The organism is Thermoanaerobaculum aquaticum (assembly GCF_000687145.1).
GTDB lineage: Bacteria > Acidobacteriota > Thermoanaerobaculia > Thermoanaerobaculales > Thermoanaerobaculaceae > Thermoanaerobaculum > Thermoanaerobaculum aquaticum.
In genome coordinates this window covers 113,822-132,956 of sequence record NZ_JMFG01000006.1, presented here as the reverse complement: position 1 = coordinate 132,956, position 19,135 = coordinate 113,822, and the positions used below count along the sequence as shown (strand labels likewise).

Below are 19,135 nucleotides of genomic sequence, written 5' to 3'. Positions count from 1 at the left end.
GGAGGGCGGACGATCAGGCGACCAGTCAGGCAAAGCCAACCAAACTAAAGCCTGCCAAACGGTGCCTTTCGAACGACGTCCCGCCAAACAAAGGCCGACCAAAAATGCTTGGTCGCGCCGCCCTTCGATGTAGAACGGTTGCCGCCGGGTCAACCCCCGGCGGCTCTTTTTTAGGTCACCTCCAGGACCCGGCCCAGAGAAGCTAACGCCGTAGCCTCAAACCCCAGGTAGAGCTGCTCAGAAAGCCGCTGCGCCAAAAGCCACCCTTCCGCCAACGCCACCGCCCGTTCGGCAAGCTCGGGCTGAACCTGGGAGGCGGAGGCCAAGCTCAGGGCGGACAACAGAGAGGCGCGCCAGGGGCGCTCCCTCACCAGGGCTGAAAGGCGCAAAAGCGCCAGGTAGTTACCGTTCATGGCCTGGGGCAAAAGCTCCTGGGCCAGCTGCAAAAAGCCTTCGCCCTCCTCCCCCTCCTCCACCAGGGCTCCCAGGCTTCCCGGCACGGCCTGCAGCAACGTCAGGGCCCTGGGCCCCAGGTTTTCGGCGGCCGCGGCAGGTGAGCTGGGGACCCGCAGTTGCACCGCCCGGGACACGATGGTGGGTAAAACCCGCAGAGGGTTGCAGGCCAGGAGGATCCAGCAGGCGTGAGCCACCGGCTCTTCCAGGGTCTTCAAAAGCGCGGAAGCGGCAAACACGTTAAGGGGAGGGGTATGGGCGTTCGCCAGCACGTAAACCCGCCGTCGGCCTTCAAACGGCACCTGCTGGAAGTTCGCCAGGACCTCCTCCACGTCCTCCATGCGGATTTCCTTGTGCCCCACCCCAACCCGCAGCAGGTGCAGGTCGGGGTGGACCCCTTGGCGGACCCGCTGGCAGGAGCTACAGGTACAAAAAAGCCTGCCTTCGGGGCAAATGAGCATGGCCGAAAGCTCCGCCGCCACCGCCTCCCGGCCGGCCAAAGGCTCGCCCACCAGCAGCAGGGTGTTGGGCACCGTGCCCGCGTGCAGCGCGCGATGGAGGCCCGAAAGCACCGGGGAAGCCGCGGGAAAGCGGGAGATGCGCAGGGCATCGTCGGGGAAGGGCCAGAGCGTGCTCACGGCAAAAGCTCCGAAAGCTCCTTAAGCACCCGGGCGTGCACTTGGCTGGTGCTGCCCCGGCCGTCCACCAGCCGCACCCTTTGCGGTTCCTGGGTGGCCAGCCGCTGGAAGGCCCTGGCCACCCGGCGGTGGAAGGCCTCGGCTTCGTCTTCGAAGCGGCGGTTGCTGGCCTGGGTGCTTGCGCGGTTGCGGGCGCGGGTTAGGGCCTGGGAAACGGGGAGCGTGAGCACCAGCGTGCGGTGGGGAACGAGCCCTCCGGTGGCCATGCGGTTGAGGGCCCGCACCTGGGCCCAGGGCAGACCGCGGCCGCCGGCCTGGTAGGCCAGGGATGAATCGCTAAAGCGGTCGGCAAGCACCCAGGCCCCTTCTTCCAGAGCCGGGCGGATGACGGTGGCCACCAGTTGAGCCCGGGCGGCCTCCAGGAGGAAAAGCTCCGCCCAGGGGGTGGGGCTAAAGGCGGGGTTTAACAGCAAGGCGCGGATTTCTTCGCCCAAGGGGGTGCCCCCCGGTTCGCGGGTGGTCACGACCTTGACCCCCCGTCGCTGGAGCTCCTGGGCCAGGAGGGAAAGCTGGGTGGACTTGCCACACCCCTCGATCCCCTCGAAGCTCACAAAGATTCCGCCAGCCATCGCGCCATTCTACCCTTGGAGGGGCAGGCCAAGCGTATTATTGTGGGTGCGTGCTAGGGCTTTCCCGTGTTCCCCGTCGCCTGCTGTGGTTTGGCCTCGGGGCTTTCCTGGTGGCGTGCCTTTCGGTTTTGGACATGTTTCTCCCCCGGCCCTGGGACGGGGTGCTGCTGGCCGCCGACCGGGAACTTTTGCTGGTGAAGGGCGTGGTGCCCGGGACCGGTGGGGCGCTGGCCGGGATCAAGGCCGGGGACCGCATCGTGGGTGTGGGCCGCGCCATCGTCCGTTCTCCGGGGGAGGTGGCCCGGCTTTTGGCCACCTGGCGTGGGGAAAAGGTCCCGTACCTCATCCTCCGGGATGGCAAGCTCCTGGAGCTGGAGGTGCGGCTTTCCACCCGCAGGCTTTCCACCCCGCTGTTCCTTTACGCGGCGTTTACCGGGTTTTTCTTCTTTGCCGTGGGCTTCTTTGTGCTGGTTTCCCGTCCCGACGATGCCCCGGCGGGACCGGCCCGGGTTTTCTTCATCCTCTGCACGCTGTTCATGCTCTTCCTGGTTTGCCGGTTGCGCCCGGCCTCCTACGGCTTCTTTGACGGGGTGGTGCTCACCACCGGCACGCTTTCGCTTTTGGCGCTTCCCGCGGCGTTTTTGCACTTCTTCCTGATCTTCCCCCGGCGCCAGGTCTTTTCCTTTGCAACATCGCCCACCGGTTTTCTGGCGGACCTCCAGCGTTTCGTGAACACCTCCCCGCACTTTTTCACGTTGCTTTACGCTTTACCGCCGTTGACCTACGCGGTGAGCACCGCTGGCTCCCGGCTCATGGGCTGGAAGCTGCGGTTCCTTTCGGGTGCACCGGTGGCCTCCTGGGTGCTCATGGGCGATTACCTGGTGTTGGGGCTTTTGGCGCTGTTGCGCTCGCTGTTGCGGGCCGAGGATGCCCGCCAGCGTCGGCAAATGGGCACGGTGTTTGCGGGGACGGTGGTGGGGGTGGTGCCCTTCCTGCTGTTTGCGGTGGTCATCCCCACCATGAGCGACACCGAGGCCAGCCTGGCCTGGGCGGTGCTTTCCTTTGGTGCCGTGCCGGTGGCGTTTGCCTACGCCATCGTTCGCTTTCAGCTTTTGGACGTGCGGGTGGTGGTGCGGCGCTCGCTTTTATACACCCTCACCACCGCTTCGGTGACCGCCATTTACGCCTTGACGCTCACCGCCGCCAACGCCCTGGCCCGCCACCAGGGTTTGGTGCAGTCCCGCTACTTCCCGGTGCTCTTTGCGCTTTTGGTGGTGGCGCTTTTTGACCCCCTTCGCCGCCGCATCCAGGGCCCCGTGGACCGCTTTTTCTTCCGTGACATGGTGGACGCCCGCAAGGCCCTGGAGGAGCTTTCCGAAGCCTTGACCCGCGAGTTTTCGGTGGCGCGCCTGGAGGACTGGCTCACCCGCAGGCTTTCGGAAATCATGCACCTGGCCTGGGTGGTGCTGTACCGGGTGGAAGGCCACAGGCTTGTGGCCTCCCAGCGCCGCGGCGGGCTTCCCGTTGAGCTTTCGTCGGAGCGGGCGTTGGTGAGGGAGCTGCGGGACCGGGGTGGGCCGCTGCGGCTGGCGCAGTTGGAGGGGCTTTCGCTTCTGGACGAGGGCACCGCTTCATTCCTGGCGGCGGCCCGGGAGGCGGGGGCCAGGCTGTTCGTGCCGCTGGTGGCTTCAGGGGAGCTGTACGCCTTCCTGGTGGTGGGTCCCAAGCTTTCCGACGAGGAGGTGAGCCGCGAGGAGCTGCAGCTCTTGCGCACCGTTGCCAACCAGGGAGCCGTGGGCTTTGAAAACGCCCGCTTCCTTGCCGAGCACACTCGCCAGATGGAGCTGGAAAAGGAGCTGGACATTGCGCGTCAGGTGCAGTTTTCCTTAATCCCGGAGCGCATCGTGGCGCCGGCACCGTGGCGGGTGGCAGCCCGCTGCGTTCCTGCCTACCAGGTGGGCGGGGACTTTTACGATGTGCTCCCCAACTCCCGGGGGGAGTGCCAGGCTTTGGTGCTGGGGGATGTGGCCGGCAAGTCGGTGGCGGGGGCCATGCTCATGGTGGCAGCCCGGGAGGCGTTACGCGCCGAAGCCATGAACGCCACGGACCCGGCCCGCTTGCTTTCGGAGGTTAACCGCCGTCTTTACCGCCGGGAGCGGCGGATGGTTCTGGCGTTGGCGTACCTGCTCCTGTGCCCGGGGGGTGAGCTCCGCTACTGCTTGGCCGGGCAGCCGCCGCCGTTGGTTCGCCGCCGGCGAGGTGAGGTGGAGGAGCTCCCCATGCCCGCCTTCCGGTTGCCTCTCGGGGCTTTGGCGGAAGCCCAGTGGGACGAGGTGCGGGTACAGCTTGAACCCGGGGATTTGGTGCTGGTGTACTCCGACGGCCTTTCCGACGCCCAGGGGAGCGATGGCCAAGCGTTGGGCCTAGGTCCGCTGCGGGAGGTTTTTGCCGCTGCACCTTCCGACGTGGAGGAAGCGGTGGCCCATGTCATTGGCTTCGTGCAGCAGTTTTCCGGGGGCAGGAAGGCTTTTGACGACATCACGGTGATGGCCGTGAGCTGGGAAGGTAAAGCATGAAAAAGGTCTGGTTTGTGGTGCTGACAGTGGCCCTTTTGGGGGCCGGCTTGGGCCTCTGGTCCTGGCTCAACCGTCCGGCCTGGAGCACCCGCGACCCCGAGGTCTTGGCCCTGGTGGAAAAGGCCCGGGGTGAGCTCAACAAGCTTTACTACCGGGAAGCCGCGGAAATCCTGGAGCAAGCGCTGGCCAAAGACCCCAACTCCTTTGCCGCCCGCTACTTCCTGCAGCGGGCGTACAGTGGGCTGGGGCGCGTGCGGGAGGCCAGGGAGCAGCTGGAGCTGTTGAAACAGAAAGACCCGGCCACTCTGACCCCAAGGGAACGCATGCTCTTGGACCTCCTGGTGCTGCGACGCAGCGGTGACCGCGAGGCTTTTGTTAGTAGGCTTTTGGAGTACCAGGCCCAGTACCCGCGGGAGGTGGAGCTTACCCGGCTTTTGGCTCTTACCTACCAGGAAGCGGGCAGATCGGACGAAGCCGAAAGGTGGGGGCGAAAGACCCTGGAGCTGGACGCCAACGACGCCTTGGCCTACAACATCCTGGGCTACATTGAGCTGGCCCGGGGCCGCTTTGCCCAGGCGGAAGAGCAGTTCCGCAAGTACGCCTTTATTGCTCCCGACCAGGCTAACCCCCACGACTCTCTGGGAGAGCTTTTCCTCATCACCGGCCGCTTTGAAGAAGCGAAGAGAGAGCTGGAGGCGGCGGTGCAGGCCAACCCGCGCTTTTACCCGGCCTGGCGCCACTGGGGCGATCTGGCGGTGTTGCTGGGGGATGTGGAGCTCGCCAAGTCCGCCACCCGGGAGCTGGCCTCGGCCCTGGACCTCAAGCCTGAGGAGCGGCCGGTGGTGGAAGCTACGGCGCTGGGTCTTTTAGCCTTCTTCCACGACCAGCCACCGCTGCTGCTTGAGGCCGCGGAGGTCATAACCAAGCCCCGGGACGAGGGGGAGTTCTTTGTGGTGCATGCTGCGTTTTGCGCCCGGGGGGATTGGGCCCAGGCCGAAAGCCTGGAAGGGACGGTAGAGCAAGCGATGGCCGCGGGCACCCCCGGCTCTCGCAGCTTGGCGCGGCTTTTGCCGCTTTTGAGAACGCAGAGGTTTGTGAGCCAAAACCGCTTTCAGGAAGCGTTGGCTTCGGCGCAGCAAGCGGAGGCTGCTTTCTCTTTTGTGAACGTGTGGCAGGCGGAAAGCCTCCTCACCGCCCAGTGCTGGAAGGCTTTAGCCCTGGCCCGTTTGGGAAAAAAGGCAGAAGCCCTTGAGGTCCTGGCCAAGGTGAGGGCCACCAACCCACGCTTTCCGCTGCTTAAGCGGGTGGAGGGGCAGATTTGAGCTGGCCGGTTCCCACCTGGAGGCAAGCACAGCTGGAGGCCATCCTGGAGCTTTCGCTGGCCTTAGGGGGGCCCCGGGAAGAAAACGAGCTGGTGGAAGAGCTGGTCAACCGGGCGGTGGGGCTTCTGGATGCCCGGCGGGGCCTGGTGGTGGCGTTGACTCCGGAGGGCCTGGTGAGCAGCTGGGCGGCGGTCCAGTGGCAAGGCCAGCCGCAGGAGTTCTTCCGGGCCTTTCGCTCCCGTTTCGCCGAAGATGCCGTGCAGGTTTTCCCGGGAGCTGAGCTGGGCTTGCCCTACCGGCAGGTGATGGTGGCCCCGGGCAGCTGGCAGGGGCAGTGGGTGCTGCTGGTGGCGGTGGCCGACCGCGAAACCAGGGAGGGGGAAGGGGACTTTACCAGCGATGACGCCACCTTTTTGCGGTCGCTTTCGCTGCTGGCCGCCTCGGCGTTGGCTTCTTCCCGGGCCCTGGAAACGGAAAAGCGGAAGCGGCAGGCTCTGGAGGAGGAAAACCGCAGCTTGCGGGAGGAGCTTCCCGATTTTGTGGCCGAATCGCCGGCCATGCTGCGGGCCCTGGAGCTGGCCCGTCGCGTGGCCCCTCTGGAGGTGTCGGTGCTGGTGCGCGGGGAATCGGGCACCGGCAAGGAAAAGGTGGCGCGTTTGCTCCACGACCTTTCCCCCCGCGCCGAAAAGCCTTTTGTTCCCATTAACTGCGCGGCGGTGCCGGAAAGCCTTCTGGAAGCCGAGCTCTTCGGCATCGAAAGGGGGGTGGCCACCGGTGTGGAGGCCAGGATCGGCAAGCTGGAGGTGGCCCACGGCGGCACGCTTTTCTTAGACGAGGTGGGGGATCTTTCCCTCAACCTCCAGGCCAAGCTGTTGCGGGTGCTCCAGGAGCGCACCCTGGAGCGGGTTGGGGGGAGGCGGGAAATCCCTGTGGATGTGCGCTTGGTGGCGGCCACCCACCGCAACCTCGAGGACATGCTGGAGCGGGGGGAGTTCCGCAAGGACCTCTACTACCGCCTGCGGGTGGTGGAGCTGCGGCTGCCCCCCTTGCGGGAGCGTCCCGAGGACATCCCGGTTTTGGTGCGGTACTTCCTGCAACGCCTGGGGCGCAAGCTGGGCAAGGGGGAGGTTCGCCTATCCCGAGAAGCCTGGCAGCTCTTCTTGCGGTACGACTTTCCCGGCAACGTGCGGGAGCTGGAGCACCTGGTGGAGGCCTCTCTTGCTTTGGCCTCCGGGGACGAGGTGACGGCGGAAGACGTGCTGCTGGCCATGGGGTCCGGAGCGGGTAGGCTGGCGGCCAGCGGGACCTTAGAGGAGGTCGTGCGGGAGCACGTGCTTCGCACCCTGGAGCGCTGCGGGGGGCGAAAAAGGGAAGCCGCGCGGGCCCTGGGCGTGGACCGCACCACCCTCTACCGCATGCTCAAGCGGTGGGGTGCAACATGATGTTGCGTTTTGCATCGGTGACCGAACCGTATCGTGTTCTTGAGCTTGCTCTGGAATGAGAGCCGTTTGAATTGGGTGATGTTGCATCTTGCAACATGTGGTCCCGGGGCGTGCGGAGATAAGCGGGGCCTGAGCAACAACTTACACCAGGGAGCTGGTTGGCACGGGGCGTGCATGGCGCCATGCGGTGCGGTGGCCAACACGAGGGGTGGGAAAGGGCGTGCCGGGGGCCGGAAAGGGCCTCTGGGTTTTGGGTTTGGGCGTTGTCGGCGCCGCGCACGTCAGCCCGGAGCAGCTTAGGCTTTCGCTGCGGGTGGCCGTCCGCCTTTTGCTCTTGCTTTTGAGCGTTTGAGGGAAGTGAATGGGGGGACAAACGGACACCGACACCTTTGCCTCACGGGTGGTGCTGCGGAAGGAAAAAGGTGGCGAGGCCCAGGCCTTGCACCTCCTGGAGGAGGCGAGGCTTTTTTTTGCGGTAAGACCCGAGGTGCTTTCCGACTTTCGCCTGGCGGTTTTGGAGGCCTGCCTCAACGCCTTAGAGCATGGCCAGCCCCCGGTGGAGGTGGAGGTGGAAGCCCACCGCCAGGGAGACGGCGTTCACTTCCGGGTTCGGGTCATTGACCACGGGCCGGGTTTTCAACCCGAAGCCGTGCCTCAGCCCCAGCTTGCTGATAAACTGAGCTCGCCTCGCAAACGCGGTTGGGGGCTTGTGATCATGCGGCGCTTTTCCGATGGCTTGACCTTTGAGTCGCAGCCGGGGCGGATGGTGGTGAGCCTGTACCGCATAGCATCCGGGAGCTGAACGTGGAAGCCTGCACCTTGAAGCGGGAGGCCGACCACGGTACCGCCGCCATCCTGGCGGTGGCCGGCTACATCAACAACGAAGGTGGGGAAGCCATCGCCAGGGCGGCCCGGGAAATCCTTGCCGAGGGCAAAAGGGCCATCCTTTTGGACCTGGCCAAGGTGAGGATCATCAACTCCATTGGCATTTCCTTGCTTTTGGAGGTGCTGGAGGCTTGCCTTTCGGAAAACGTGGTGCTGGCCTTCTGCAACCTTCACCCCTCGGTGGCCAAGACCTTCGAGGTCATGGGGCTTTCCCAGTACGCCCGCCTCTTCGGCTCGCGGGACGAAGCGCTCGCCGAACTGGCACGGCTGTGATCGTCAAGCAACTCCTCGGGCTTTGGCAGGAAGCAGCCCAGGGCAGCCAGGCCTCTGTTCCCCGGCGTGCTCTGGAGCATCTGGTGGCCAGCACCGGGGCGGCAGGGGGGCGGCTTTCGCGTGGCTCGGAGGTGTTGGCCGAGGTGGGGCGCTTTGCCTCACCGCCGATAACCCACCGGCTGCCGGCGGGGAGGGAACCGTTCGAGGTGGCCCTGGCCGGCGGTACGCCTCCCGGCGAGGAGTTGCTCTTGGCCGCAGGAACCGTGCTTTCGGCCTGGTGGCTGCGGGAAGAGCTGCGGGCCAGCCGTTTTGCCGAGCGGCGACGGCTCTGGGAGACCGAAAGCCTGCGGGCCATGGCGGAGGTGTTGAGCGGGCAGCTGGACGCCAGAGCCGTGGGGCAGAGCTTGCTCTTCCACAGCATGGCGCTTTTGGACGCCCGCCGCGGGGAGCTGTGGTTGGCCGACGAGCTTTGCCCCGGCGCGGAAGTGGCCGGTGGATCGCCGGGGGGTTATGCGTTGTGGAACGGGTGGGTGAGGCGGTGCTGGTTCCGCCCACGCCGGAGGCCGTGACGACCCCCAGGCTTGTGTCGCCTTTCGTGGTGGCGGTGCCCATCGGCGACCGGGAGCGGAGCTTTGGGGTTTTGGCGCTGGGGGATCGGGAAGTGCGAGGGGGGCTTGCCCCCTTTTCGGCCCAGGATGTGGAAACCCTCTCGCTGTTTGCGGCGCAGGGGGCGCTGGCCTTTTCGGCCATCCTGGCCCACCGCCAGCGGGTGGCCCAGGAAAGGCTGGAGCGGGAGCTGGCCCTGGCCGCCTCGGTCCAGCAGCACCTCTTCCCGCAGCTCCCGGAGCAGCTGCCCGGCTGGGAGCTTTCGGGTTTTTCGCTGCCTTCCCGCCAGGTGGGGGGCGACCTTTACGATTTCCTCCCCAACGGCGAAGGGACGCTTCTCGCTCTTTTCGATGTGTCGGGCAAGGGCGCGCCAGCGGCCTTGCTGGCTGCTTCTCTGCAAGGGGCCCTGCGGGTGGCGGCCAGGCAAGCGGCAAGCTTAAAAGAGCTCGCTTACCTGCTTCATGAGCATTTGGCCACGCTGTGGGCGGAGCACCAGTTTGCCACCGCGTTTTTCTTTGCGTTGCGGGAGGATGGCACGGTCCGCGCCTTGGGGGCCGGGCACACTCCGGCGGTGGTGGTGGGTCTCGACGGCCAAACCCGCCTGCTGTACCCCCAGGGTCCGCCCCTGGGCCTGGTGCCCAACCCTCGCTTTGAGGAAGACACGCTGGTGCTGCGGAAGGGTGAGCTTTTGGTGGTGGCCACCGACGGGATCGTGGAGGCGTCCAACCGCGTTGGCGAAGAGTTCGGGCTCGCTCGGCTGCGGGAGCTGGCGGCGGCTTGCGCCAATGCACCCCTGGGGGAGCTGGCGACAAGGGTGCTGGCGGGGGTGCGGGAGTTCACCCAAGGGGAAGCCATGAGCGATGACTTCACCCTGGTGGCGGTGCGACGCACGGCGTAAGTTCCGCTTGCTTCGAATTGTGCATTTTTTCACTAAAAGCCCCGGACAAATTCTCGTTTGTTCGGCCCTTTTTGCGCAAAACGCATATTGACGAAGCCGTAGCTGCGGTTTTAAAGTTGCAGCATGATCCGTACGGCAAGCCTCAGAGGGGCAAGCTCAAGAAAGGAGGAGAGATGACCATGGTGAGGAAGTGCAGCGTGATGTTGGCGGTGGTGCTCCTGCTGCCGGCCTTGGCTTGGGGCAACGGTTTTGCGTTGTTCGAGCACGGGGCTCGGGGTGTGAGCATGGGCGGGGCGTTTGTGGCGGTGGCGGATGATCCTTCCGCCGGCTACTACAACCCCGCGGGCTTGGCGTTTTTGGACGGCACCAAGGCAATGGCCGGGGTGTTCTTGATTACCGAGTCCTCCAAGTTCCGCGGCGATAACCCGTACCCCGGGGCGGGCTATAAGTCGGAAATGGAGGACCAAATCTTTTACCCGCCTCACTTCCACTATTCGGCGCCCCTGGCCGGAAACTTCCGCTGGGGTTTGTCCATGATCGCGCCCTTTGGGTTGGGCACTTGGTGGCCAAATAACTACGCCGGTCGCTTCATTTCCAAGCGCATTGACCTGAAGGTCTTCGACGTTAACCCCCACGTTTCCTGGAAGCTTTCCGACAGCTTTGCGGTGGGTGTGGGTTTTGACTACTTCCTCACCCAGGTGGACCTCACCAAGTCCATCGGCGTTATCAACCCCTACACCCAGCGGGTAGCGGAAGTGGGCCAAGTCCACATGTACAACGAGGGGTTTGCTGACGGCTGGGGCTACAACGTGGGCGTTCTTTGGAAGCTGGGCGGTGGCTTTTCCCTGGGTGCGGCCTACCGTTCTCGGGTGGAAGTGGAGATTAACGACGCCAAGGCGTCTTTCGTGCAGTTTAGTACCGGGTACGCGGATTTTGACGCCATGGTGGCGCAACTCATCCCCTTTGATCGCAACCCCAAGGGGCAAACCCGAGTGAACTTTCCGGCGGAAGCGCGAATTGGTTTGGCCTGGAAAGGGGAAAAGACCATCATCAGCGCCGACGCCGTGCACATGGGGTGGGACAGCTTCAAGGAGCTTCCCATTACCATCGTGGGTTACCCCCAACTTTCCTCGGTGCGGGAAGAGAACTTCCGTGATGCGTGGACCTACCGTGTGGGTCTGGAGCGCAAGTTCTCGGATACCTTTGCGGTGCAAGTGGGGTACCTCCGCGACCGTACCCCCATGCCCACCCACATTGTGTCGCCCTTGCTGCCCGATGCCGACCGCAACGGCTACTCCATTGGCTTTTCTTGGCAGGTGAACCCCAAGATGCGGGTGGACGGCTCCTTCCTGCATCTGCCCTTCGATAACCGCTCCACCCAAGGGCAAAGCATTGATAACTTCAACGGTACCTACCGCACCCGTGCCGAGCTTTTTGGCATGAGCGTGGTGTACAGCTTCTAGGGAGGGCAACATGAAAAAGGTAAACTCGTTGCTGGCCTTACTTGCCCTGGGCGTGGCGGCCGTAGCCTCGGCCCAGGTGGATTTCACCAGGTACGTGGCCTTAGGGGATTCGTTGACGGCGGGCTACGCTTCCGGTGGCCTGGCCAAGTTCTACCAGGAGCACTCCTACCCCGCAATTCTGGCCCGGCAGTTCGGGCTGGCCACATTCCAGCAACCGCTGGTCTCTGACCCGGGCATTGCCCCGGTGTTGAAGCTCATGGCGTTGGCTCCTTCTCCGGTTTTGGCTCCGTCCGGAACCACACCCGGTCAGCCCATCAACGCCACCTACCAGGGGATTTACAACAACCTGGGGATTCCTGGCTCCAAGACCGGGGATTTGCTCACCAAAACCGGGGACATCACCAAGCTGCAGCGCGGTCAAATTGATCCTAGCACCATCATGTACGACATCGTGCTGCGTTTCCCCAAGATCCCGGGCACGAATGTTGACGGCACAGCGGTGGCGCAGGCCATTGCGGCCAAACCTACCTTCATGACCGTGTGGATTGGCAACAACGACGTGTTGGGCGCGGCGTTGGCCGCAGTTCCCATTGACGGGGTGACCATGACGCCGGTGGCCACCTTCCAACAGCAGTACCATACGCTTCTGGCCACCCTTCGTGCGCAGCTGCCCAACACCAAAATCGTGGTGGCCAACATCCCCAACGTCACCTCCATTCCCTTTGTGACCACCGTCAAGCCTTACGTCTTTACGTCTCAAGGCCAAAAGATCTACTTGCAGGCCGATTCCGGTCCTCTCACCGACGGTGACTACGTGACCCTGCAGGGGGCGTCCCTGATTGCCCAGGGGTACGGCATCCCTGGCACCGGCAAGCTCTTGCCTGACGGTGGGATCGTGAACGGCCAGTTCGTCCCCGGGGTGGTGCTGCGGGCAGCGGAAGCGGCCGCCATCAACGCCCGTATTGCCCAGCTCAACGGCATCATTGCCCAGGAAGCTGCTGCTGTCGGCGCCCCGGTCTTGGATGTCAACAGCATCTTTAACGACATCGTGGCCCACGGCTACATGCTCGGTGGCATTAAGCTCACCGCCTCCTTCCTCACCGGCGGCATCTTTTCTTACGACGGCGTGCACCCCCAGCGGTTGGGCTACGCCTTGGTGGCCAACGAGTTCGTGAAGCTCATCAACTCGGCGTTCGGTGCGCGGGTTCCCCAGGTGAACCTGCAGAAGTACCTGGAGGGCACCGAAACCACAACTACGGTGATGGCGTCCCAGGTGCAAATGGCGCCGGGAGCCTTCAACAGCACGCTCCAGCTCTTCGTCCCGCAAACCACCGAGCAGCAGCGGCCGGTGATGCGCCGGCACCTGCGCCGGGAGGTCCCGGGTGAGGGCCGTCCCATTCGCCCGTAGCTTCAAGTCCTTTGCGTCTAAACCGCCCGGAACCCCGGGCGGTTTTCTTTTGGGCGCTTGTGAAAGAACTCTGCGAGGGTTTGTGTTTGAGGGAAAGGGGACGGGGCCTTGAGTTTGGCGGTTTAGTGTCATAAATTAAAGGAAGTTTACGGCCGGCTGGGCCGGGAAAGGAGGCAAGGATGGATTACCCGTTGTGGATACCAGGCATTGGGGCCGGGGTGCTCATCGGCCTCGTGGCCATCACCCACGTGCTGGTTTCCCACTTTGCGGTGGGGGGCGGCATCGTCATGGCCGTGGCGGAAACCCTGGCGGTGAAGCGCCAGGATCAGGCCCTGAGGAACCTGGCGAAACGCACGTCATTGATTTTGATTTTGGTTTCCACGGTGTTTGGTGCCATTTCTGGGGTGGGGATCTGGGTCACCATTGGGCTTCTCCACCCGGTGGCCACCTCGGCGCTCATTCACTCCTACGTTTGGGGGTGGGCCACCGAGTGGGTGTTTTTCATCTTGGAAGTGGCTACCGCGCTGGCTTACTACGCCACGTGGGACAAGGTGCGGCCCAGGACCCATTTGCTCTTAATCTGGCTTTACGCCTTTGCCGCGTTCATGTCCTTGGTGATCATCCAGGGCATTATTTCCTTCATGCTCACCCCCGGCAACTGGCTGCAAACCAAGGCCTTCGCTGACGGCTTCTTCAACCCCACCTATGTGCCTGGCTTGGTGCTGCGCACGGGCATTTGCGTGTTCCTGGCCGGAGCCTACATGGCCTTTGCGGCCCTCCGGGAGCAGGACCTGGCGGCGCGGGCTCGGCTCGTGCGGTTTTTGGCTGGAATCCAGGTGGTGGGCATCCTCATTGCCTACGGCGGCTACCGTTGGTGGGAAGCGGCGCTGCCGGAGTCCATTCGCGCGCTTTTCCTGGGGGCAAGCCCGAAGCTTCCCGCGCTAGCCTCCACCCGCCACTTCTTGCTGTGGATGCTTTTGGCCTACCTGGTTTTCGTGCTCTTTGCCCTTCTTGCCCCTAAGGCCCAGCGCTGGCCAATCACGGCGGTGGCTTTGGTGTTGGCCTTTGCGTTTTTTGGTGGCTACGAGCGGCTGCGGGAAGGAGCGCGCAAGCCTTTCATTATCCGCGATTACATGTTTTCCAACGGGATTTTGATTTCGGAAATTGCCAAGCTCAACCAGGAGGGGATTTTGTCCAAGGCCAAGTGGCTGATGGTGGGGCAGCCGGACGATCCGGTGGCCAAAGGCCGGGCGGTGTTCCGCGCCCAGTGCGCCATGTGCCATACCGAAAACGGCTATTTGGGTATTCGCAAGCTCATTTCCGGTGCTGACGCCGAAACCCTCGACATGATCCTGACAACCATGCGGGATGAAGGTGAAAAGTACACGTCGAACCAGTACAGGAAGAACGGCCACGTGGCCACGGAAAAGCTGGACTACCCATTCATGCCTCCTTTTGTGGGCACAGAAGAGGAAAAAGAGGCCTTAAAAGCGTACCTGGTAACCCTCACGGGAACAAAAGTTGCGGAGGTGAGCCATGGCAACTAACTTGATCCCCGCCCTGGACCCGGCTCCTATCCCTGGGCCGGTTTGGCTTTTCCACCTTTTGTGGGTGGTGACGTTTTTGCTGCACATGCTTTTTGTGAACGTGGTTTTGGGTGGCTCGATTTTGGCGGCGTTGGCCGGAAACGGTCGGCGTGAGCTGCAATCGTTCTTCGTCAACGCCAACTCCTGGGCAATTTCCTTTGCCATTACCTTTGGCATTGCCCCGCTTTTGTTTGTGCAGGTGCTTTACGGCCGCTTCTTCTACACGGCCACGATTCTGGTGGCAGGGGCCTGGCTGGGCATGCTGGGCTTTTTGATGGTGGGCTACTACCTCAACTACGTAGCCAAGTTCCGCCTGCAAAAGGGCCAGAGCGCCGGGCTGGCCGTGCCCCTTTCGGCTTTGTGCTTTCTGATCATTGCAGCGACCCAGGTCATGGTGAACCTCCTGCACCTGCAGCCCTCCCGTTGGGAAGGTGTGTGGACGCAAGCCAAAAGCGCCCTGGCTGATCCCACGTTTGTACCGCGCTTCCTGCACTTCTTGCTGGCTGCCCTGGCCATGGCTGGGGCCCTGGCGGCCTATGTGGCGGTGCGGCGCAGCAAAACCCAAGGGCAAACCGCGGAGCTGGCCGAGATGGCCCGGTTCGGAGTGAAAGCGGCGCTTTACACCACGGTGGTGCAGCTCCTGGTAGGCTTCTGGCTGCTTCTGGCCTTGCCTTCGCCGGTGCTGTCTGGCTTAATGAAAGGAGGGGCCGCTACCACCTTGCCTTTGGGCTTGGGCATTTTGGCCGGCATTGGGCTTCTGGTGGTGCTGGCGGGCATCCGGGACCCCCTGGCCGAGGGCACCAAGGTGCGGCGGGCCATGGAGTTTTTGGTAGGCGCCATCGTTCTCATGATCATCACCCGCCATCAGCTGCGCGAGGTGTACCTGGCCGAGTGGAAGCCGCTGGAGGGCGCCCAAGTGGCTCCCCAGTGGGGGATTTTCCTGGTCTTCCTGGTGACCTTTGTGATCGGTGTGGCCCTAACCGTGTACGCCATGGTGAAAGCCGCTACGGACAAGCCACAGGCTGGCGAGCCCGCGGCCTAGCGCTGCAAAAGGCAAGCAAAAAAGCGCCCGCTTCGGCGGGCGCTTTTCTTATGCTTTGCCGAGGACGGTGCGGGCGGCAGCCAGCGTGTGTTCTACATCGGGGTCGGTGATGTGGTAGTGGGTCACCATGCGCACCTCTTCTTTGCCGAAAGCGCCGCAGAGCACCCCATGCTCCTTCATGGCGGCTACGAACCGAGCGTTCGGGGGCAGGGTTTCGTCGCCGGGGAGGTCGGGGCGGGCCAGGCGAAACACCACGATGTTGGTTTGGATGCGTTCGGGGTCCAAAATTACACCGGGAAGCTCCGCCAACCCTTCGGCCAGCCTCTTGGCCCGCCGGTGATCCTCGACCAGGCGCTCCACCATGGTGGTGAGAGCCACGATTCCTGCTGCTGCCAGCACCCCCACCTGCCGCATACCGCCGCCGAAAAGCTTGCGGACACGGCGAGCCTCAGCAATAAAGTCGGCATCCCCCACCAGCATTGAACCCACCGGAGCAGCCAGCCCCTTGGAAAGGCAAAACATCACGCTGTCGCAGCCCCGGGCCAGCTCTGCTGCGGTGGTTCCCAGTGCCATGGCCGCGTTGAAGATGCGGGCGCCGTCCAGGTGCACTTTGAGGCCGTGTTTGTGGGCCACCGCCACCAGCTGGTCCTTGAGCTCCCTGGGCATGGGCAAGCCCGACCACAGGTTGTGGGTGTTTTCCAGGCACAAAAGGCGCGTGGGCGTACGGTAGCTCACCTTGGGGTTGACGGCGGCTTCTACCTGTTCCGGGGAAAGCAAACCGTTGGTGGTGGTAATGGGGCGGGGAAGAGCTCCTGAAAGCGCGGCCATGGCCCCCATTTCGAAGTTGACGATGTGGCCGCGGGCCTCAATGATCACCTCGCTGCCGGGGTGGGTCCAGAGGTGCACGGCAATTTGGTTGCCCATGGAGCCGGTGGGCACGAAAAGCGCGGCTTCCCGCTCGAGCTTGGCAGCCGCCAGCTCCTCCAGGCGCTTGACGGTGGGGTCTTCCCCGTAAACGTCGTCCCCCACCTCGGCTTCCGCCATGGCCTTTCGCATTTCCGGTGTGGGCTTGGTCACGGTATCCGAACGCAGGTCAATCATGCCCTAAGCATACGGCAAAGGCAGCAATGAGTTACACGTTTTTTCGCCACGAACGGTGACCCCAAAAGCTTCGTGCATCCGCCGCTCCACGTGTGGGGCGCTGCTCTCTGGACAGGCCTCCACCGACCTGATCCACGAAAGGGGAACGTACCAACCCCAAAACCGCAATCGGACCTTGAAGGAAGCCATTTCCTTCAGGGATGCCAATGGTTATGGAGAAAATTAGCAGCGTTGATTTCTGGGATGGGGCTCGCTAGGCTTTTTTCGTGCTGCGGGAGCTGGAGGTCCGGGATTTAGGCATCATCGAGGCGGTGCGGCTGGAGCTGCCGCCGGGCTTTGTGGTGCTCACCGGCGAAACCGGCGCGGGAAAGTCCCTCCTGGTGCACTCCCTGAAGCTCCTTTCCGGGGAGCGGGGGGATGCGGACATGCTGCGCGCCGGTGCGGAAAAGCTTTTGGTGGAAGGGGTTTTTTCGCCTGTTCCGGAAGAGCTGGCTGGTTTCCTCAACGAGCTGGGAGTGGAAGCCAACACCGAGCTGGTGATTCGCCGGGAAATGGCCGCTTCCGGGCGCTCCCGGGCCTGGGTTAACGATGTGCCGGTGACCCTGGCCACCCTCCAGCGCCTGGCGCCATCGCTTCTGGCCATTGCCGGGCAGCACGAGCAACGGGATTTAGCCGATCCCACCACGCACCTGGCCCTGGTGGACGCTTTTGGTGGCCTGGAGACCATGGCAGCCCAGGTGGCGCAAGCGTTCCAGCACTGGCAGGAAACGCGGCAAGCCCTGGCCGAGGCCAGGTCGCGGTTGGCCCAAAGGCGGGATAGGCTCGATTTGATCCAATACCAGCTCAATGAAATCGGCGCCGCTTGCCTTCGCGAAGGGGAGCACGAGGCGCTTTTGGAGGAACGCACCTTCCTGCGGCACGCCGAGAGGATCGGCGAGCTTTTGGCTGCGGCGCGGGGTGCTCTGGGTGGAGATGGTGCGGTGACGCTGCTTTCGCGAGCGGCCCGCGCGGTGCGGGAGCTTTCGCAGCTGGGTGTGAGCGTGGGCGAGACCCGCGAGCAGCTGGAGCAAGCCGAGCTTCTGGCGGAAGAAGCGCTGAGGGCGTTGGATTCGCTGGCCGACCGCGTGCGCGTGGATCCCCAGCGTTTGGAGGAAGTGGAAGCCCGGCTGGCCACTTTGGAACGCCTCACCCGCAAGTACGGTGGCTCGGTGGCGGCGGTGTTGGCGCATTTCCAAGCTTTGCAGGAGGAAAAGGCAACGCTGGAAGGCGTGGAAGAGCACATCCAAAAGCTTGAAGAGGAGGAAAAGGCAGCGGCGCAGGCGTTCTTGGAGTTGGCGGGAAAGCTTCACCAACAGCGGCAACAGGCAGCCGTGGCGCTGGCAAAGGAAGTAACTGCGGTGCTTACCCGTCTGGGGATGCCCGAGACCCGCATGGAGTTGCGGCAAACCCTGCGGCAAGCCACCGATGGGCCGCTCACCTTTGAAGGCCACAGGATCAACCCTGCACCCTGGGGCGTTGCCGACGGCGAGCTTTACCTTTCGCCCAATTCTGGTGAACCTTTGAAGCCTTTGGCCAAAATTGCCTCCGGTGGTGAGCTTTCGCGCATTCACTTGGCTCTGCGCACGGCGCTTCGCCGGGTTTCCCAGCGTTCGCACGCTCTAACCCTGCTTTTTGACGAGGTGGACTCCGGGATTGGGGGGCGGGTGGCGGAAGAGGTGGGGCAGCTCCTCAAAGCCTTGGGGGCCAAGGACCAAGTGCTGGTGGTCACCCACTTACCACAGGTGGCGGGTCTTGGCGATGCGCATTTTGTGGTGGCCAAAAAGAGCCGTCAGGGGCGAACCGTGACGCACGTGTCCCGCGTGGAAGGCGAAGCCCGGGTGCAGGAGCTGGTGCGCATGCTGGGGGCCAAGGAAGGCTCCGAGGCTGCCCGCCAGCATGCCCTTGAGCTCTTGAGCCGCCCGTGAAGGTCCTACCGTTTACCGAAGCTCATCACCTCCCGGCGGCAGTGGCGGCGGTGCGGGAGGTGCTGGCATCCCATGGGGTGGTGGTGGTCCCTACCGAAACCTTCTACGGTTTGGCGGTCAACCCCCACCACCCGGAAGCCGTGGCCAGGGTCTTTGCCATGAAAGGCCGAGAAGCCTCCAAGGCTCTGCTGGTGGTGGCGGCAAACGTGGAGCAAGCCCAGGAGCTGGCAGTGATTCCTGAGCTTTGGCGAAAGCGCTTGCGGTCGGTGTGGCCGGCGCCCTTGACGGTGGTTTTCCCTGCTCGCCAGCCGCTTCCGGGCAGTGGTAGGACTGTGGCCGTGCGCGTCCCGGCTCATGATCTTTTGCGATCGTTGCTGCACGACGTAGGGCCTCTCACTGCTACTTCGGCGAATCTCTCGAAAAAGCCCCCGGCGAGGAGGCCAGAAGAGCTGGGCCTACTGGCGGCGGAGGTGGACTTGCTTCTGGACGGCGGGGAAACCCCAGGAGGAACCCCTTCCACGCTGGTGGATGCCACGGTGACCCCGCCTCGCGTTTTGCGCTCTGGCTGTTTTCCCGTGCCTGTCTCCTGGTTGCAAGGCCCTGAGCAGACGGCAACCTGATCTGGAAAATGACAGGACCTGTGGAAATCTCTGTGGAAAACGGGCTAAGGCTTTGCATTGGAGCGTTTTGGGGGCGCTCTGTGGCTTTTTCGTGCATTTCGTAACGTATTGACTGGCCGTTATTTAACATAAATTCTTGGTTGCCGGTGACTTGCCTACGTGGGGGTGAGACCTTTTTTCCACAGGGGAGGAAGTTGCAATTCTTCATGGGGTTCGCTGGATTTTGCAG

17 protein-coding genes are annotated in these 19,135 nt (G+C 63.6%); 14 read left to right on the top strand and 3 right to left on the bottom strand.

All coding sequences use genetic code 11. The features are described from left to right. Window positions 1–170: 170 nt before the first annotated feature. Window positions 171–1,091, bottom strand: coding sequence for a hypothetical protein (locus tag EG19_RS02875; protein ID WP_038047235.1), 921 nt, complete (start codon window positions 1,089–1,091; stop codon window positions 171–173). Next, the gene (gene tmk, locus EG19_RS02870; RefSeq protein ID WP_038047233.1) at window positions 1,088–1,720 is read right to left on the bottom strand and encodes a dTMP kinase; all 633 of its coding nucleotides are present in this window, start codon (window positions 1,718–1,720) and stop codon (window positions 1,088–1,090) included. The genes EG19_RS02875 and tmk overlap by 4 nt, the downstream gene beginning before the upstream one ends. Before the next feature lie 50 nt (window positions 1,721–1,770). Here tmk and EG19_RS02865 point away from each other — a divergent pair, with 50 nt between their 5' ends. The 12 genes from EG19_RS02865 to EG19_RS02815 all read left to right on the top strand — a co-directional run bounded on the left by EG19_RS02865 (window position 1,771) and on the right by EG19_RS02815 (window position 15,221). After that, a complete protein-coding gene (locus EG19_RS02865) occupies window positions 1,771–4,296 on the top strand; it encodes a SpoIIE family protein phosphatase (RefSeq protein ID WP_038047232.1) in 2,526 nt (841 codons plus the stop codon). Then, window positions 4,293–5,618: a tetratricopeptide repeat protein gene (locus tag EG19_RS02860; protein WP_038047230.1), complete on the top strand. Its 1,326-nt coding sequence runs from the start codon at window positions 4,293–4,295 to the stop codon at window positions 5,616–5,618. The genes EG19_RS02865 and EG19_RS02860 overlap by 4 nt, the downstream gene beginning before the upstream one ends. Continuing rightward, window positions 5,615–7,060, top strand: coding sequence for a sigma-54 interaction domain-containing protein (locus EG19_RS02855; RefSeq protein WP_053334806.1), 1,446 nt, complete (start codon window positions 5,615–5,617; stop codon window positions 7,058–7,060). Before EG19_RS02860 ends, EG19_RS02855 begins: the two co-directional genes overlap by 4 nt. A gap of 208 nt (window positions 7,061–7,268) precedes the next feature. Beyond that, a complete protein-coding gene (locus tag EG19_RS13570; RefSeq protein WP_161685310.1) occupies window positions 7,269–7,412 on the top strand; it encodes a hypothetical protein in 144 nt (47 codons plus the stop codon). A gap of 9 nt (window positions 7,413–7,421) precedes the next feature. Further along, window positions 7,422–7,862, top strand: coding sequence for an ATP-binding protein (locus EG19_RS02850; protein WP_038047228.1), 441 nt, complete (start codon window positions 7,422–7,424; stop codon window positions 7,860–7,862). A 2-nt stretch (window positions 7,863–7,864) separates the two neighbouring features. Next, on the top strand, window positions 7,865–8,218 hold the full coding sequence (locus EG19_RS02845) for an STAS domain-containing protein (RefSeq protein WP_053334805.1): 354 nt from the start codon (window positions 7,865–7,867) through the stop codon (window positions 8,216–8,218). Continuing rightward, window positions 8,215–8,787 carry a hypothetical protein gene (locus EG19_RS02840; protein ID WP_038047226.1) on the top strand — a complete coding sequence of 191 codons (573 nt, stop codon included), beginning with the start codon at window positions 8,215–8,217 and terminating at the stop codon, window positions 8,785–8,787. Before EG19_RS02845 ends, EG19_RS02840 begins: the two co-directional genes overlap by 4 nt. Beyond that, window positions 8,736–9,722, top strand: a complete 987-nt coding sequence (locus EG19_RS02835; RefSeq protein ID WP_038047224.1) for a PP2C family protein-serine/threonine phosphatase — start codon at window positions 8,736–8,738, stop codon at window positions 9,720–9,722. Before EG19_RS02840 ends, EG19_RS02835 begins: the two co-directional genes overlap by 52 nt. A gap of 173 nt (window positions 9,723–9,895) precedes the next feature. Beyond that, window positions 9,896–11,185: an OmpP1/FadL family transporter gene (locus EG19_RS02830; protein WP_038047222.1), complete on the top strand. Its 1,290-nt coding sequence runs from the start codon at window positions 9,896–9,898 to the stop codon at window positions 11,183–11,185. A gap of 10 nt (window positions 11,186–11,195) precedes the next feature. Beyond that, the gene (locus EG19_RS02825; RefSeq protein ID WP_038047220.1) at window positions 11,196–12,593 is read left to right on the top strand and encodes an SGNH/GDSL hydrolase family protein; all 1,398 of its coding nucleotides are present in this window, start codon (window positions 11,196–11,198) and stop codon (window positions 12,591–12,593) included. Window positions 12,594–12,772: 179 nt separating this feature from the next. Then, window positions 12,773–14,140, top strand: a complete 1,368-nt coding sequence (locus EG19_RS02820; RefSeq protein WP_053334804.1) for a cytochrome ubiquinol oxidase subunit I — start codon at window positions 12,773–12,775, stop codon at window positions 14,138–14,140. After that, window positions 14,130–15,221, top strand: a complete 1,092-nt coding sequence (locus tag EG19_RS02815; protein ID WP_152543875.1) for a hypothetical protein — start codon at window positions 14,130–14,132, stop codon at window positions 15,219–15,221. The genes EG19_RS02820 and EG19_RS02815 overlap by 11 nt, the downstream gene beginning before the upstream one ends. 48 nt (window positions 15,222–15,269) lie before the next feature. Here the strand turns inward: EG19_RS02815 and EG19_RS02810 are convergent, their stop codons facing one another. After that, window positions 15,270–16,322 carry a threonine aldolase family protein gene (locus EG19_RS02810; RefSeq protein ID WP_038047215.1) on the bottom strand — a complete coding sequence of 351 codons (1,053 nt, stop codon included), beginning with the start codon at window positions 16,320–16,322 and terminating at the stop codon, window positions 15,270–15,272. Window positions 16,323–16,588: 266 nt separating this feature from the next. On the opposite strand from EG19_RS02810, the gene recN reads away from it, so the two are divergent. Further along, the gene (recN, locus tag EG19_RS02805) at window positions 16,589–18,286 is read left to right on the top strand and encodes a DNA repair protein RecN (protein ID WP_038047212.1); all 1,698 of its coding nucleotides are present in this window, start codon (window positions 16,589–16,591) and stop codon (window positions 18,284–18,286) included. Continuing rightward, entirely contained in the window at window positions 18,283–18,906 is a 624-nt protein-coding gene (locus EG19_RS02800) for an L-threonylcarbamoyladenylate synthase (RefSeq protein ID WP_053334803.1), read from the top strand. The genes recN and EG19_RS02800 overlap by 4 nt, the downstream gene beginning before the upstream one ends. Window positions 18,907–19,135 lie beyond the last annotated feature (229 nt).